General features: G+C 61.5%; 17 protein-coding genes. 5 read left to right on the top strand and 12 right to left on the bottom strand.

Features of this window, described 5'->3' with window-relative positions:
• Nucleotides 1-18: 18 nt before the first annotated feature.
• A complete protein-coding gene (hemC, locus tag Q8K08_RS15305) occupies nt 19-963 on the bottom strand; it encodes a hydroxymethylbilane synthase (RefSeq protein ID WP_305250622.1) in 945 nt (314 codons plus the stop codon).
• 87 nt (nt 964-1050) lie between these two features.
• Here hemC and hemE point away from each other — a divergent pair, with 87 nt between their 5' ends.
• Nucleotides 1051-2082 carry a uroporphyrinogen decarboxylase gene (gene hemE, locus Q8K08_RS15300; protein WP_305250621.1) on the top strand — a complete coding sequence of 344 codons (1032 nt, stop codon included), beginning with the start codon at nt 1051-1053 and terminating at the stop codon, nt 2080-2082.
• 113 nt (nt 2083-2195) lie between these two features.
• Here the strand turns inward: hemE and aqpZ are convergent, their stop codons facing one another.
• The 4 genes from aqpZ to hemF all read right to left on the bottom strand — a co-directional run bounded on the left by aqpZ (nt 2196) and on the right by hemF (nt 4851).
• Nucleotides 2196-2885: an aquaporin Z gene (gene aqpZ, locus Q8K08_RS15295; protein ID WP_304798673.1), complete on the bottom strand. Its 690-nt coding sequence runs from the start codon at nt 2883-2885 to the stop codon at nt 2196-2198.
• A 114-nt stretch (nt 2886-2999) separates the two neighbouring features.
• Entirely contained in the window at nt 3000-3371 is a 372-nt protein-coding gene (locus Q8K08_RS15290; RefSeq protein ID WP_304798670.1) for a hypothetical protein, read from the bottom strand.
• Between the two features lie 5 nt (nt 3372-3376).
• Complete coding sequence (locus Q8K08_RS15285) at nt 3377-3985, bottom strand: LysE family translocator (protein WP_304798667.1); 609 nt, start codon at nt 3983-3985, stop codon at nt 3377-3379.
• Entirely contained in the window at nt 3976-4851 is an 876-nt protein-coding gene (gene hemF / locus Q8K08_RS15280; protein ID WP_304798664.1) for an oxygen-dependent coproporphyrinogen oxidase, read from the bottom strand. Before hemF ends, Q8K08_RS15285 begins: the two co-directional genes overlap by 10 nt.
• Nucleotides 4852-4966: 115 nt before the next feature.
• Between hemF and Q8K08_RS15275 the strand changes: the two genes are divergently transcribed.
• Nucleotides 4967-5371 (top strand): hypothetical protein, encoded by a 405-nt coding sequence (locus tag Q8K08_RS15275; protein ID WP_304798662.1) that lies wholly within the window; start codon nt 4967-4969, stop codon nt 5369-5371.
• Between the two features lie 3 nt (nt 5372-5374).
• On the opposite strand, the gene Q8K08_RS15270 is transcribed toward Q8K08_RS15275, so the two are convergent.
• Genes Q8K08_RS15270 through clpS form a run of 3 tightly spaced genes read right to left on the bottom strand, consistent with a single transcriptional unit; the run spans nt 5375 to nt 7540 of the window.
• Nucleotides 5375-6184, bottom strand: coding sequence for an SDR family NAD(P)-dependent oxidoreductase (locus tag Q8K08_RS15270; protein WP_304798659.1), 810 nt, complete (start codon nt 6182-6184; stop codon nt 5375-5377).
• Between the two features lie 24 nt (nt 6185-6208).
• Nucleotides 6209-7195 carry a class I SAM-dependent methyltransferase gene (locus Q8K08_RS15265; protein ID WP_305250619.1) on the bottom strand — a complete coding sequence of 329 codons (987 nt, stop codon included), beginning with the start codon at nt 7193-7195 and terminating at the stop codon, nt 6209-6211.
• A 24-nt stretch (nt 7196-7219) separates the two neighbouring features.
• Nucleotides 7220-7540 (bottom strand): ATP-dependent Clp protease adapter ClpS, encoded by a 321-nt coding sequence (gene clpS / locus Q8K08_RS15260; RefSeq protein WP_304798691.1) that lies wholly within the window; start codon nt 7538-7540, stop codon nt 7220-7222.
• 164 nt (nt 7541-7704) lie between these two features.
• Between clpS and Q8K08_RS15255 the strand changes: the two genes are divergently transcribed.
• From Q8K08_RS15255 to Q8K08_RS15245, 3 genes are all read left to right on the top strand, one after another.
• Entirely contained in the window at nt 7705-8409 is a 705-nt protein-coding gene (locus tag Q8K08_RS15255; RefSeq protein ID WP_305250618.1) for an HAD family hydrolase, read from the top strand.
• Nucleotides 8410-8578: 169 nt separating this feature from the next.
• Nucleotides 8579-10318: a serine hydrolase gene (locus Q8K08_RS15250; RefSeq protein ID WP_322573414.1), complete on the top strand. Its 1740-nt coding sequence runs from the start codon at nt 8579-8581 to the stop codon at nt 10316-10318.
• A 4-nt stretch (nt 10319-10322) separates the two neighbouring features.
• Nucleotides 10323-11003: a fumarylacetoacetate hydrolase family protein gene (locus Q8K08_RS15245; protein ID WP_305250616.1), complete on the top strand. Its 681-nt coding sequence runs from the start codon at nt 10323-10325 to the stop codon at nt 11001-11003.
• Here Q8K08_RS15245 and ccoS read toward each other — a convergent pair.
• Genes ccoS through ccoG form a run of 4 tightly spaced genes read right to left on the bottom strand, consistent with a single transcriptional unit; the run spans nt 11000 to nt 15271 of the window.
• Complete coding sequence (gene ccoS, locus Q8K08_RS15240) at nt 11000-11158, bottom strand: cbb3-type cytochrome oxidase assembly protein CcoS (RefSeq protein WP_304797918.1); 159 nt, start codon at nt 11156-11158, stop codon at nt 11000-11002. The two genes, Q8K08_RS15245 and ccoS, sit on opposite strands and share 4 nt — an antisense overlap.
• Nucleotides 11158-13374: a heavy metal translocating P-type ATPase gene (locus Q8K08_RS15235; protein ID WP_304797920.1), complete on the bottom strand. Its 2217-nt coding sequence runs from the start codon at nt 13372-13374 to the stop codon at nt 11158-11160. Before Q8K08_RS15235 ends, ccoS begins: the two co-directional genes overlap by 1 nt.
• 4 nt (nt 13375-13378) lie before the next feature.
• Nucleotides 13379-13837 (bottom strand): FixH family protein, encoded by a 459-nt coding sequence (locus Q8K08_RS15230; RefSeq protein WP_304797922.1) that lies wholly within the window; start codon nt 13835-13837, stop codon nt 13379-13381.
• Nucleotides 13838-15271, bottom strand: a complete 1434-nt coding sequence (gene ccoG, locus Q8K08_RS15225) for a cytochrome c oxidase accessory protein CcoG (RefSeq protein WP_304797924.1) — start codon at nt 15269-15271, stop codon at nt 13838-13840. It abuts the gene before it with no gap.
• Nucleotides 15272-15463: the final 192 nt, after the last annotated feature.

Below are 15463 nucleotides of genomic sequence, written 5' to 3'. Positions count from 1 at the left end.
GTGGCGGTGCAGTTCTGATCACCGCCAGCTGAAGAAATCGGCGGGTGCTTTTGACAACAGCTCTTCGGCCAGACCGGTGCCCAAAGCGGCTGCCTCTGACGCAGGGCCAGAGCGATCGCCGGTGATGGATTCCGACCCGTCGGGGCGCAGGATTTCGCCGCGCAGATGCAGGTTTGACCCGTCAAGCACGGCCAACCCGGCAATCGGCGTCTCGCAGGACCCGTCCAGCCGCGCAAGCATCGCGCGCTCGGCGCTCAGCCGCAAGCCGGTGGGGGTATGGTGGATCGCGGCAAGCAGGGCGGCGGTGTTGGCATCATCAAGCCGGCGCTCAATCCCGATCGCCCCTTGCGCCACGGCGGGCAGCATATCTTCGGTTTCAATCGCACATTGGGCCATATGGGCCATGCCAAGCCGATTCAGGCCAGCCATGGCAAGAAAGGTAGCAACAGCCACGCCATCTTGCAGCTTTTTCATCCGCGTCTGCACATTGCCGCGAAATTCGACCAGCTGCAGATCGGGACGTTTCAAGCGCAATTGCGCACGACGCCGCAAGCTGGACGACCCGACGACCGCGCCTTGCGGCAGATAGGCCAGACGGGCAACGGTGGGCGAAACAAAGGCATCGCGCACATCTTCGCGCGCCAAATAGCAATCAAGGATCAGCCCATCCGGCTGCATCGTGGGCATGTCTTTCATCGAATGCACCGCGATGTCGATGCCGCCATCCAGCAGCGCCTCCTCGATCTCACGCGTGAACAGACCTTTGCCGCCGATATCTTTCAGCGCCTTGTCAAGGATCTGGTCACCCATCACCTTGATAACGCAGATTTCAAACGCATCTTCCGGCAGCGAAAACGCCACCATCAGGCTGCGCCGAACCTCATGCGCCTGCCACAGGGCAAGCGGTGAGCCTCGGGTTCCGATCTTGAGGGGTTGGGCGGGTGAGGGTAGTTTTTGCGTCATGCGCACAGGCATACTACTGTCATCTTTGCCTGACAACTCTTGACAACGCGGGGCGCACATCGGACCCATGGGGCAAAGGAGCCTTACATGACCGAAAAGACCATCCTCCGCGCGCTTGCCGGCAAAATCCTTCCCACCCCGCCGATCTGGATGATGCGTCAGGCCGGTCGGTATTTGCCCGAGTACCGTGCCACACGCGCGCAGGCAGGCGACTTTTTGTCGCTGTGCTACAATCCTGATCTGGCCGCCGAGGTGACGTTGCAACCGATCCGCCGCTTTGGCTTTGATGCGGCGATTCTGTTTGCCGATATTCTACTGCTGCCGCAGGCGCTGGGGCCAAAGCTGTGGTTTGTCGAGGGCGAAGGCCCGCGCATGGAAACCACCACCACGATGGATCAGGTGCGGGCGCTGAAGTCAAAGGATCTGATCCATGACACGCTGTCGCCAGTCTATGAAACGGTGAAGATTTTGGCGCGCGAATTGCCGCCCCAGACCACGCTGATCGGCTTTGCCGGAGCGCCGTGGACGGTGGCCACCTATATGATAGCGGGGCGCGGATCGAAAGATCAGGGCGCGGCCCATGCGCTGAAAACGGCGGACCGGGCAACCTTTGTGGCGCTGATCGACATCATCACCGAGGCAACGGTGGATTATCTGTCGGAACAGGTGAAAGCCGGGGCCGAGGTGGTAAAGCTATTCGATTCATGGGCGGGCAGCCTGAAAGGTGATGATTTCGTTGATTTTGCCCTGAAACCTGCCGCGCGCATCATCTCCGCGCTGAAAGCCCTGCACCCCGGCCTACCGGTCATCGCCTTCCCGCGTGAGGCTGGGGACGGCTATATCGGCTTTGGTGCGGCGGTGGGGGCCGATTGTGTTGCGATCGACAACTCGGTAACGCCGGAATGGGCAGCCGCGCATGTGCAGCCTGGTGGTTGCGTGCAGGGCAACCTGTCGCCGGTGCATATGGTGTCGGGCGGTGAAGATCTGGTGCGTGAAACTCGGCGGGTGGTGACTGCTTTCCGCAAGGGGCCGCATATCTTCAACCTTGGGCACGGGATCACGCCCGATGCGAACCCCGACAATGTGGCGCTGATGATTGAAACGGTGCGCAGCGCCTGAGGTTGGGGCGGGGTGAACCCCGCCCTACACATTGGTCTGGCGGGGCAGCATTGCCTGATCACTGATGTGCCGCGCCCAAGCTTGGGTAGGGCGGGGTTCACCCCGCCGCCCGATCAGTCGTCGGCCAGCAGCGCCTTCCAGATCAGCGCACCAATGGCAGCCCCCGCAAGCGGAGCGAGCCAGAACAGCCAAAGCTGCGCCAGCGCCGGGCCATCAGCAAACAGCGCCACGCCAGTCGAACGGGCCGGGTTGACCGATGTATTGGTGACCGGGATCGACACAAGGTGGATCAGCGTCAGCCCAAGGCCGATGGCGATGGGCGCAAAGCCCGCCGGAACGCCTTTGGCCGTGGCCCCCAGAATGACGATCAGGAACATCGCCGTCATCACCACCTCGGTCACCAGCGCCGCTGTCAGGCTGAACCCACCGGGCGAAGCCGCGCCATAGCCGTTTGACGCAAAGCCGCCCACACCGGCAAAATCACCCTTGCCCGAGACAATCGCATACAAGACCAGCGCCGCCAGCACGGCGCCTGCCACCTGTGCCGCCCAATAGGCTGGCAGATGTTTCATCTCGAACCGGCCCGCAAGCGCAAGGCCCAGACTGACGGCAGGGTTGAAATGCCCGCCCGAGATGCCGCCCACTGCATAGGCCATGGTCAGTACGGTCAGACCAAAGGCCAGCGACACCCCCAAAAGGCCGATGCCGACATCGGGAAACCCAGCAGCCAGAACGGCGCTTCCGCAACCGCCCAGCACCAGCCAGAATGTGCCGATCAATTCGGCGGAAAGTCGTTTCTTCATACTCGTAACTCCCTGACGTTGGGCTGGACAGCTCATTTCAACGGCACGCAAACGCCCGCATGTCGCAAGACATACAGGCGCAATTCACCGATCGCCAAGGCGTTTCAAACCAGATCAGTGGGGGAAAATTTCACCAAAAACGTCATGCAACGCGGTGATGGCCTGCTCTGCATCTTCGGTGTGCGGGCCGATACGGATGGCGACAACCCCCGCCCAGCCAAAGCTGGCGACATGTTCGGGGCGGATCGTGACCGTCAGGCCCTTGGCATCGAGGGTGATGCTTTGCACGGCGTCATCCGCGCCGAAATCTTCGTCATTCACGGCAAACCAGACCGGTCCACCCGAAATCGGCTGGCGGAACAAGGCATAGGGTTCGTCTTCTTCCTCGCCTTGGGCAAAGCCTATGAACAGCATGCCGTCTTCGTCATCTTCGACAACCGAGGCATAGGCGGCGTGGATGGTGATATCAGCCGTTGGGGCGTTCATTGGGGTTACGTCCTTGTGAAAAGCCAGATCGCGACCGCGACCAGTGCTAGCGCCATGATGCGCCGGGTTAGCCTGACGCGGGGGCCATCTGCAAGCCATCCTGTCGCAGTGCCTGCAGCGGTGACGATGCTGGCGTGAACCAGTGTGGCGGCAAGAACATAGGTGAAGGACAGGACCGACACCTCGGCAAAGCGGGCGGTGGGCGACAGAAAACCGGGCAGAACGGTAACGTAGAACACTGCCGCCTTGGGGTTCAGCAGATTGGTGATCACCCCGCGCCGGAATTGCGCAACCGCCGTGGCCCCCGGCCCGGCGTGAGCCTCGTCAGCCTCGGCCCCGCGCCATGTATCCCACGCGATATAAAGCAGATAAGCGACCCCAGCCCAGCGCAGGGTCTGATAGGCCATGGGCTGCGCCTGCAACAAAGCGGCAAGGCCAAGCGCCGCCAGAAGCCCGATCACCGCAAGCCCAAGCGAGACGCCCGCCACCGCAGCATAGCCCAAACGGCGGCCTTCGGTCGCAGCCAAAAGCGCCAGCCATGCCATGTTCGGCCCCGGTGTCAGCTCGACCAACAGGGAGGTCAGGGCAAAGGCGGGAAGGTGGCTCAGGTCCACTTGGCGATGGGCGGCAGGCTCATCAGCACGGCATTGGCGTCATGCCCGGTTTCCAGCCCGAATTTGGTGCCCCGGTCATAGACAAGGTTGTATTCGGCATAAAGCCCGCGGTGGATCAGCTGTGCCTCGCGGTCGGCGTCGGACCACGGGGTTGCGATCCGGCGTTCGGTCAGCGGGACAAAAGCGGGCAGAAAGGCCGAGCCGACGTCTTGGGTAAAGGCGAAATCCGCCTCCCACGAATCGGCATCTGTGGCACCGGTGTTCAGGTCATCGTAGAAGATGCCGCCCACACCACGGGCGCGGCCCCGGTGCGGCACAAAGAAATACTCATCGGCCCAGGCCTTGAACCTGGGGTAATAGGCCGGGTCGTGCGCCTCGCAGGCGCGTTGCATCTCGGCATGGAAATGTGCGGTGTCTTCGGCATATTCCAGCGCCGGGTTCAGGTCTGCGCCGCCGCCAAACCACCACGCATGGGGTGTCCAGAACATGCGGGTGTTCATGTGGACCGCCGGGCAATGCGGGTTGACCATATGGGCGACAAGGCTGATGCCCGACGCCCAGAAACGCGGATCGCGGTCCATGCCGGGCACGCCACGCGCGGCCATCGCCTTTTGCGCACGCTCACCCAAGGTGCCATGAACCTCGGACACGTTGACGCCGATTTTCTCGAACACGCGGCCACCGCGCATCACGCTCATCAAGCCACCGCCGCCATCAGCGCGGGTGGTGGGCGTGACCTCAAATCGGCCAGGTGTTCCGGTGCCGTGGGCATCTTCAAGCGCCTCGAAAGACTGGACGATCCGGTCGCGCAACGTGCGGAACCATGCCGCAGCGCGGGTCTTTCGGGCGTCGAATTGGTCGGACATTGCTTGCTCCCCAAAGCTTGTTACCCTTGCCTAGCAAAAGCGGCGGCGCGCGCCAACATGGCATTTGTCGCAGGGCATGGCTATGGTGGGAAAGTACAAAGATCGGGAGGATTTCATGCGCCGCACACTGGTCGTTTTGCTACTGCTCACCGCTTGTGGCACCCCGCAAGAACGCTGCATCGCGCGTGAGACGCGGGATATCCGGGTGTTGGACCGGCTGATCGTGGAGAGTGAGGGCAACCTGCAGCGCGGCTATGCTCTTGAGGAAGTTGTGACGTATCGTGACCGTTGGGTGCAATGCCCGGCTGTCCGGCCCGAACTGGTCGAAGGTCAACCTGCCCCGCCGCCCCCTCCTCCACAACTGTGCTTGCGCGAAGTGCGCGAGACGCAAACACAACCCAAGGCAATTGATCTGCGGGCAGAGGCGCAAAAGCTGGCCTCGATGAAGGAAAAGCGCGCGGCACAGATGCGCGCGGCAGGGCCAGCCATTGCGCAATGCAAGGCCGAGTTTCCGCAGTAGCGCTCAGTAGGCCGGGATCACCACGCGGTCAAGCAGGCCGCGACCGCCATCAACGCGCAACACCTGACCGGTCATAAAGCCCGAAGCGTCAGAGGCAAGAAACTGCATGACTTCGGCGAGCTCATCCGGGGCGGCGATACGGCCCAGCGGTGTGCCGTCAATGATAGCATCGCGCCAGTCCGGGGTGTCTTTCAGCGCGGCTTTCAGACTCGCGCTCATTACCGATCCAAAGGCTACGGCATTCACCCGGATGCGCTTTGGAGCAAGTGCCACCGCCAAGGATCGAGTCATCTGATCAACCGCAGCAGAGGCCATCGAATAGCCCAGCAAATCGGGCTGCGTCTGGCACCCTGCGATTGACGACACATTGATGATCGCACCGATAAGATCTTCTTCGCTGGCTGCCTTTTCCGCCTGATGAATCATACGCTTGGCGGTCATCTGCGACAGTCGCAGACTGGTCATCACATTTTCCTGCCACAGCATCTCAACCGCATCATCTTCGGCATTCAGCGGGTCTGAAATGGCCATGCGCCGGCTGGCGTTGACCAGAATATCAACCCGGTCAAAGGCGTCGATTGTGGCCGACAGCAGGTTGGCGATGGTCAGCTTTTCACGCAGATCGCCGGTGAACATACGCACCGATCCTTCGGCGCGCGCCTCGGTGCCCAGTTCGGCGTCAAGGCAGGTCTCGTCGATATCGACGAACATCACATTGGCACCCTTGGCCTGAAAATGGCGGGCGACGGCAAGCCCGATGCCCTTTGCCGCGCCGGTCACGATGGCGGTCTTGCCTGCGATGGAAAGGGACATGGAATCCTCGGGGTTGGGAAGGGTCTAGCGCTTGCGAACCGGATGGCTGGCGCGCGTCAGCCTAAAGGCCGGATCGCTGCCGACATCTTCGACCTGACGGAACACCGTTGTCAGGGGCTGATGATAGGGCAAGTGGCGGTTGGCGACCAGCCATAGTGTGCCATCTGGCACCAGCATCGATGCCGCCGCGCGCAAGAATGCCACGCCAAGTGCCGGGTCAGCATCACGCCCGGCGTGAAAGGGCGGGTTCATCACAACGCTATGCGCCGGGCGGATCGGTTTGAATGTGCGGGCATCCGCCCAGTGAAAGCGGGCGCGGGCGTCTTCGACATTCACTTGCGCGCAATCCAACGCGTCCTGCTCTGCCTCGACCAGATCAAGCTCTGCGACGGAAGATCGGCTCAGGATCGCATGCGACAGATATCCCCACCCTGCGCCAAGGTCGATCACGCGGGCCCCCAGCTTTTCCGGCAGGGCCTGCGCCAGCAAAACCGATCCACGGTCGGGTGCGTCGGCGGAAAACATCCCCGGCAGGGTCTGAAAGCCACCGTCGATCAGCCGGGGCCGGGCATCCCAGCCCGGCAGTTCCGCCCCGGCTTGCAACACAAAAATCTTGCCATGCGCCTTTGACAACGGGCCCGACATGGTCAGCCCCATGTCGCGGCAATCTTTCAGAATGCTGTCGATACCATCCGTTTTCTGGCCATCAACCGCGACCGGACCGCCTGGCGTCACTTCGACCATAGCGCGCGAGATCAGCGCGCGGGCGGCTTCGCGTGACCGGGGCAGGCAAACGATGGCCGCCGCATAGGGCGGGCCTTCGGCACCCTGATAGCCACGGGCGGCAAACCATTCGGCATCGGGACGAAAGCCAGTGGCGACATGGACCCGCGCAATGGAAATACTGGACAGATCATCGCCTTCGCGCGGGCGATAGATCACCACGGGGCCTTCGGGCGGCAGAACAAGCGCACCGCTTTCCAGTGCGAAATCTAGGCGGGTTGAGCGCATAGGCTGGCGGAATAGGCGCGCGGCCTACTCCTTCTCCATCGTACATTGAAGGGGGTGCTGATGACGGCGGGCAAAATCCATCACTTGTGCCACCTTGGTTTCGGCCACCTCATGCGAGAAGACCCCGACAACGGCAAGGCCCTTTTTGTGGACGGTCAACATGATATCAAACGACTGCGCATGGTTGAGACCAAAAAACCGTTCCAGCACATGCACAACGAATTCCATCGGTGTGTAATCATCGTTCAGCAACATCACCTTATACATTGGCGGGCGCTGGGTGCGGGTCTTGGTTTTGGTCAGCAGCCCTGCGTCATTACCCGGCCCATCGGTCTTGTCAGACATGGAATGGGGAAACTGGATCACGAGCGGCGCCTCATGCAAAGAGATTCGGATACTTGGGTTCAGCGCGCAATATAGAGGTTTTTGGCCGTGGGGAAAGGGCGTCACCCACAGTGATTGCGACAAAGAGGTAAAGCAGGCATTAAGACTGCCAGATGGAGGCCCCAATGACCCTGACCACGATTGGTTTTGATGCAGATGATACGCTCTGGCAAAACGAGGCGTTTTTTCGGCTGACCCAAGAACGGTTTACCGCACTTCTGGCGGAATACGCCGATCACGACCACTTGCACGACCGGCTTTTGGCGGCAGAACGGCGCAATCTGGGCCATTACGGCTTTGGGGTTAAGGGCTTTGTCCTGTCGATGATCGAAACCGCGATCGAGGTGACGGACGGTCGGGTGCCTGCCTCGGTGATCAGTGAGCTGATGGCGGCAGGCCGCGACATGCTGCGCCACCCGATAGAGCTACTGCCCCATGCGCGTGAAGCGGTAGAGACACTTTCCGCTGATCATCATGTGTTGCTGATTACCAAGGGCGACCTGCTGGATCAGGAACGAAAGCTGGCGCAATCTGGCTTGGGCGATCTGTTTGACGGGGTCGAGATCGTGTCGGACAAGACCCCGCCTGTTTACGCTGCGATTTTTGCCCGGCATGGGACGCAGGCTGCACAGGCGATGATGGTGGGGAACTCATTGAAATCTGATGTGCTGCCGGTACTGGATGTCGGCGGCTGGGGGGTGCATGTGCCGCATGGCCTTACATGGGCACTGGAGCATGCCGAACCACCGACCGGCCACCAGCGGTTTCATCAGTTAGCCGATCTGGCCGCATTGCCTGATCTGGTGGCAGTTTTGCGCGGAGACCACTAAACCTAGGGAGCACCGCTAAAGGCCCGCCGGATTTATCACAACATGAGGATAAACGACAAAGCCATTGAATTTCCGGGGTTTTGCGGAATCAGATGCTGTGCTAGCTTTGTTCCAAATCACGCCCCACAAAACAATCGGGGCGGGCCGAGGCAGAGTAAGGAACTTCATCGTGACAACGCTTATGGGGCGATTTGCCCGCAATTTCGTTTGTCTGGTGGCATTTATCGTGGTGGCGGCTTGTTCGTCCCCGCAGCCGTCAGGTGCAGCACCCTATGCAGCAATTGTGCAGGACGCCCGCACGGGTGAAATTCTGCACGCCGAGAATGCCGATACACGGCTGCACCCGGCCTCACTCACCAAAATGCTGACACTGTACATCACCTTTGAGGAAATTCAGCGCGGCCGGCTGAGCCTTGATACCCTTGTTACTGTAACTGCCAGCGCTGCAGCCAAACCGCCATCGCGTCTGGGTCTGCGGGCCGGACAAAAAGTGGCGGTGCGTTATCTGATCCGGGCGGCAGCAATCAAGTCGGCAAATGATGCCGCCTCGGCTTTGGGCGATCACATCGGCGGAAATGAGGCAGGCTTCGCACGCCGCATGGATGCGACGGCAAAGGCACTGGGAATGCGCAATTCCACGTTCAAGAACGCAAACGGGCTGACAGCGAATGGACATTTGTCCACAGCGCGGGACATGAACACGCTTGGGCGGCGGTTGTTCTATGATTTCCCCCAATATTACAACATCTTCTCTCGTCGCTCGACCGATGCAGGCATCGCCGAGGTGCGCAACACCAACAGCCGTTTTCTGGATGCCTACAGAGGCGCTGACGGGATCAAGACCGGCTTTACCAACGCCGCAGGGTTCAACCTGACCGCATCGGCAGAACGGGGCAATGTGCGGATTATTGCGACCGTATTCGGCGGGGCCTCGACCGCGGCGCGCAATGCCAAAATTGCGCAGCTTCTGGACGTTGGGTTCCAAAAGGCTCCGGCCAATGCGCCAACCACCGTGCCACAGGCACCAACCTATTCGGCCGATGTCGAAGCGGCGCTGATGGCACAGGCTGATCCGCTGCCCGAAGTTGTGGGCGGGGCGGGCAAGACCATTCGACTGCAAATGGCGGTGGCGAAATCTCCACGCCCGGTCACACGGCCAGACGCAGGCAAGGTTGCCGCAGCCGAAGTGGCCGTGGCCGCCATCGAGGACAGCATCGCCGCCGCACTGGCCGAAGCCGTGGCTGAACCACCACCACCCGGCACGCTGGACGCACAAGCCGTTGCCATAGCTCAAGGCACGCCCATGGTGGAACAACCCTCCATCTCCGCCCCACCAGCCCGGCCAGAGACGCTGATCGCCGAAGTTGCCGCAGAACCCGAAGCGCCCGCCGAGGTAATCATCGCCGCTGCGCCCGAGGCCGGAACGCCGGAGGCGCAAGCCGTGGCTCTGGCGGCCGAGCCAACATTGGATGCGCAGGCCGCGCAATTTGCTGCCATACCAGATGATGAGTTGACCGTGACAGAACCGATGCAGGTGGCCGCGATGATCGCCCCTGTCGCCCCCCAAGCGCCTGCTACGCCAAAACGCAATGCGCCGATCTTTGACCGCGTTGCCGATGCACCACAGGCGCGCGCGGTAGATGAGCCGGTGGTGATCCAGCTTTCCACTTCGAATGCGCGCCATTGGGGCGTGACTCTGGGCCGCTTCAACTCGCGGTCCGAAGCAGAGCGGTTGCTCTTGAAAACCCAACTGGCCGAAAGTGCGACCCTGAACGACGGTTTGCGCAAAGTGGTGCAGCGCGGCGGCGGCTTTGAGGCCAACTTTATGGGGCTGACGCAGGATCAGGCCGATCTGGCCTGTCGGCGGCTTCAGGCCCGTGCGGTCCAATGCTTTGCGATGGGGCCCTGAGGCCATGGGCGGGATGGTATTTGCCCCCCCTGCCCCGGCCTCGGTCGCCGTTTCCGGCACCTTTGACCGCTTTCCGGTGCGCCGGATCTTTTGTGTCGGGCGCAACTATGCCGACCACGCCCGCGAGATGGGCCATGATCCAAACGCCGAGCCGCCGTTTTTCTTTACCAAGCCTGCCGATGCGCTGGTGCCGGATGGCAGCACGATTCCCTATCCCCCCGCCACCGCCGATTTCCACCACGAGGCCGAACTGGTGGTGGCCATCGGAAAGTCTGGGTTCATGGTTTCCGAAGATCAGGCCGAGACGCTGATCTGGGGCTATGCCGCAGGCAATGATCTGACGCGCCGCGATATGCAGGCCGAAGCCAAAGCCGCCCGCCGCCCTTGGGACATGGCCAAGGGCTTTGACCGATCTGCCGTGGTGGGCGCTTTGCGGCCCGGTCCGGTGGACAAGGCAGCGATGATCCGCTGCATTGTGGATGATGACGTAAAGCAAGAGGCGCGGCTGTCTGACATGATCTGGTCGGTGCCTGCCGTGATTGCGCACCTGTCACGGCTGGTCGAACTGGCCCCCGGCGATCTGATCATGACCGGCACCCCTGCCGGGGTTGGCCCGCTAAGCCGAGGACAGATCTGCGCCGTCACGATTGACGGCTTGGGCCCGGCCAAGGTCACCATCGCCTAAGGCTTAGGCTTGTCATCATAATCCTTGGTCAGAATGCGGTTGGCGTCCCCCTCGGGGTCGTCAAATTGTTTGGTGCGCATCGCCCAGAAAAAGGCGGCAAGCCCCAATCCGCCAAGGATCAACGACACCGGGATCAGCAGTCCAAGAATTTCCATTATTTCAACCTGAGCGCATTAAGCGAAACGGTGATCGACGACAGCGACATCGCCAGCGCCGCTGCAAGCGGCGTTGCAAGACCGACCAGTGCCAGCGGGACGGCGACAACGTTGTAAAGCGCCGAAATCCCGAAGTTTTCCTGGATGCGCTTGGTCGATTGGCCTGCGATACGGACGGCGTCGGCAATCGGGGCCATGTCCTGGCCCAGCAGCACGATATCGGACGCAACGCGCGCGGCATCCAGCGCCGAGGCGGGTGAGATCGACACATGGGCCGAGGCCAGCGCTGCCGTGTCGTTCAGCCCGTCGCCCACCATCAGCACCTTATGCCCTGCGGCGGTCAACTGGGCCACGGCCTGCGCCTTTTCGGCGGGCAGGGCACCTGCTGTCCAGTCCGAAATGCCAAGCCGGTCGGCCAGCTCACGCACCGCGCCGGGGGCGTCACCCGAGATCAGCTTGATGTCTTTTCCTTGGGCTTTGAGCGCGGCAACCGCGATTTCCGCACCGGGTCGCAGGCGATCCGCAAAGGTAAAGGCGCGCGGGGTGCGGGTGCCGGTGCAAAGATAGGTGGCGGTCACATCCAGCCCCTGCCCGCCACACCATTCGGCGCGGCCAAGGCGCACGCGGGTGCCTTTCCACAGCCCCTCGATACCGTAGCCCGGCACTTCGCGGATGTCTTCAACCCGTTCGGGGCGCACGCCTGCGGTGCGGGCGGCATCGGCCAGCGCCATAGCAAGCGGGTGGGACGAGGCCCCGGCAAGGGCATAGGCCACCTCAAGTGAGGCGCGCGGATGGGTGCCCAGATTGGTCGGTTCAGGCGCGCCCATGGTCAGGGTGCCGGTCTTGTCGAAAACCACGGTATCCACCTCGGCCAGACGTTCCAGCGCGGTGCCTTGCTTGATCAGCAGCCCCTTGCGGAATAGCCGCCCGCTTGCCGATGTAACCACGGCGGGCACGGCAAGGCCAAGGGCGCAAGGGCAAGTGATGATCAGCACTGCAGCAGAGATGTTGATTGCATAGCGCAGATCGCCACCGGTTTTCCACATCCAGAAGCCGAAGGCGGCGAAGGACAGGATATGCACGAGTGGCGAGTACAGCGCTGCCGCGCGTTCGGCGAGGCTGGTGTATTTGGTGCGGGCGGATTCGGCGACGGCCACCAGATCAGCCATGCGGTGCAAGCTGCTGTCTTTGCCCGCAGCGGTGACACGCAGGGTCAACGGGCCGGTCAGGTTCACCTCACCCGCCGAAACCGCTGTGCCGATACCGGCGTAAACAGGCAGCGATTCTCCGGTCAGAAGCGAGCGGTCGAGTTCAGACGTGCCATCCGTCACCACACCATCGACCGGCATCCGTCCACCGGGGCGCACGCGGACCAGATCGCCGACGACAACTTCGGTGATGCTGACCACCTCTTCGGCGCCATCACGCAAAACGGTCGCGCGCGGCACTTCAAGCGCGGCGAGTTCTTCGGCAGCAGATCGGGCCACCGCGCGGGTACGGTGATCAAGATAGCGCCCCAGAAGCAGAAAGAAGGTGAGCATGACTGCGGCATCGAAATAAGCGTGACGCCCGGACATCCACGTTTCAAACAGGGAAATTGACGAGGCAAGGATCAGCGCAAGGCTGATCGGCACATCCATACCCAGACGCCCCGCGCGCAGGGACCGCCATGCTGATTTGAAAAACGGCTGGCCGGAAAAGATGACCGTTGGCAGGGCAATGATGGCAGAAATCCAATGGAACATGTCGCGCGTGGCATCTTCCGCCCCCGACCAGACGGCGACCGACAGCAGCATGATGTTCATCATCGAAAAGAACGCCACGCCCAGCCGCATCAAAAGGTCACGGCCTTGACGGTCGGTTTCGGTGCTGGACAGAAGTCCGGGGTCCAGTTCATGCGCCTCATAGCCCGCGCTGGCGGCGGCGGCGATCAGAGTTTGCGCGGTAACGTTTGGATCAGCCTCGACGCTGATGCGTTTCAGGGTCAGGTTCAACCGGGCCGAGTTAACGCCCGGCACGGCGGTCATGGCATGTTCAAGGGTCGAGATGCAAACGGCGCAATGGGCTAGCGGCACCGACAGCATCAGCCGGGCGCTGGTCGGCTGTGCCATTTGGGCCAGACGCTCAGCCGATGGGGCGGCAACACACGCCGGACAGGCCGAAAGGCTTGCACGCATCGGTTCGTTCTGGTCGAGAGGACCTGCGGCAAGCGTCATTGTCCTAGCCCTTTACCGTAATGCCGACCCGTTGCGAAAACAGCGTGCCATCAGCAGCGCGGGCATCGACGCGAAGCAGCCATTTTCCCGGTTCCAGATTGATTGGCGCGGTCCATAGGCCTGCCGCATTTACGAACTCTGGCGTCTGATCATCGCGCGCGATCGTCGATCGACCCACCAGAACCGAAAGGTCAGTCAGCATTGCGGGCTGACCATTGGCATCGGTAAAGGCAAGATAGAGCCTGCCTTCGGCGTTGTCGTAATCCGGCGTCATGGTCCAGCCAAGGTCTTTTTGCGCGGCCCTGATGGTGTCAAATTGCTGGCTTGCAACGTACGAGTTTTTAACCTCCAGCCCCGGAAAAGTGCTGACAGCCTTGTAAGCCATCAGGAAATTGACCGCGATGATGACACCAAAAAAGCTGACCATAGTGATGGCCATTTTGCGACCTGTGAATTCCGACATCTATTCTACCTTTCCGTTGAACACGGTATCATGATGGACCCGGTTCGTCGTGCCCAGTTCTTCAAACCACAGCCGGATCTGGGTGCGGTCTGTGGTGGCGGGCTGTGATCCGCGCGGGGCATTTAGATAGACCCGCTGCGACAGAGTTTCATTGGCGTTCACGTTCACCGACAGGCCCGACAGGCCTTCCAGTTCCGCCACCAGACCAGAGTCGAAAGGAACAGAGATGGTGAACACCGCATCCGCCCCCTGCTTGTTGCGCAGACGCACGTCATAAGCGTTGCGGATCGTGCCATCCGACAGCGTGACAAACGTCGGGTTGCGGACCGGGGTCACGTTGACATCAATCGGCGATCGCAGGAACAGCGCCACAATCAGACCAATACCCACCCCGGCCCAAAGCACAGTGTAAAGAATGGTGCGCGGGCGGAACACATGTTTCCAGACCGACTTCGGCGCGGCCCCGGCGCGCTCTGCAGTTTCATCTGTCAGCGCCAGATAGCCGATCAGATCACGCGGGCGGCCAATCTTGTCCATCGTGTCATTGCACGCGTCGATGCACAGCCCGCAGGTGATACAAGCCAATTGCTGGCCGTCGCGGATATCGATGCCCATTGGGCAGACATTGACACAGGCCATACAGTCGATGCAATCACCCTGCCCTTCGGCAATCGCGCCTTTGTGCAGCTTGCCGCGCGGCTCTCCGCGCCAGTCGCGGTAGGCGATGGTCAGGGTATCTTCGTCCATCATCGCGGCCTGAATGCGCGGCCATGGGCAGGCATAGATGCAGATCTGTTCCCGTGCGAAGCCGCCAAAGGCAAAGGTGGTTCCGGTCAGGATCAGGATGGTAAGATAGGCGACAGCGCTTGCCTGTCCGGTAAACAGATTGACCAGCAGGGTGGGCGCATCGGTGAAGTAAAAGACCCAGGCCCCGCCCGTTGCCATGGCAATCAGGAACCACGCCGACCATTTCACGGCGTTCTTGCGGATCTTCTCGGCGTTCCATTTCTGGCGGTGCAGGCGGATGCGGGCGTTGCGGTCGCCCTCCACCCAGCGTTCGACCAGAATGAACAGATCCGTCCAGACGGTTTGCGGGCAGGCATAGCCGCACCAGACCCGCCCGGCAGCAGAGGTAAACAGAAACAGACCAAGCCCCGCCATGACCAAAAGACCGGCGACGAAGTAGAATTCGTGCGGCCAGATTTCGATCATGAAGAAAAAGAACCGCCGGTGCGCCAGATCAAGAAGCACCGCCTGATCGGGCAGGCTGGGGCCCCGGTCCCAACGGATCCATGGCGTTATATAGTAAATGCCAAGCATCAGCCCCAGCAGCCACCATTTCAGGCTGCGGAACTTGCCATAGACCCGGCGCGGAAAGATGGGCTCGCGCGCTGCGTAAAGGCTGGGGGGCTCGGTGGCTTCTGGGGTGCTCACGAAGTGGCTCCGATCTTGGGCTTATTCAGGTCTTCCTACGCCGGGGCGTCTGGCAAGACATTGACCTGTATCAAAATGCGCGTCGCAGATGCAGGTTTCGATGTGGCAGATAACCGCGGAAGGCCATAAAACGCCGATAAATCGTAGAGGATAGGAGTGATTTAAAGCCGCATCAGGTCTGATGCGGCCGGG

The organism is Pseudotabrizicola sp. (assembly GCF_030684215.1).
In the GTDB taxonomy this organism is placed as follows: domain Bacteria; phylum Pseudomonadota; class Alphaproteobacteria; order Rhodobacterales; family Rhodobacteraceae; genus Pseudotabrizicola.
The sequence above is the reverse complement of the archived record's forward strand: the minus strand, read 5'-3'. Positions and strand labels throughout refer to the sequence as shown.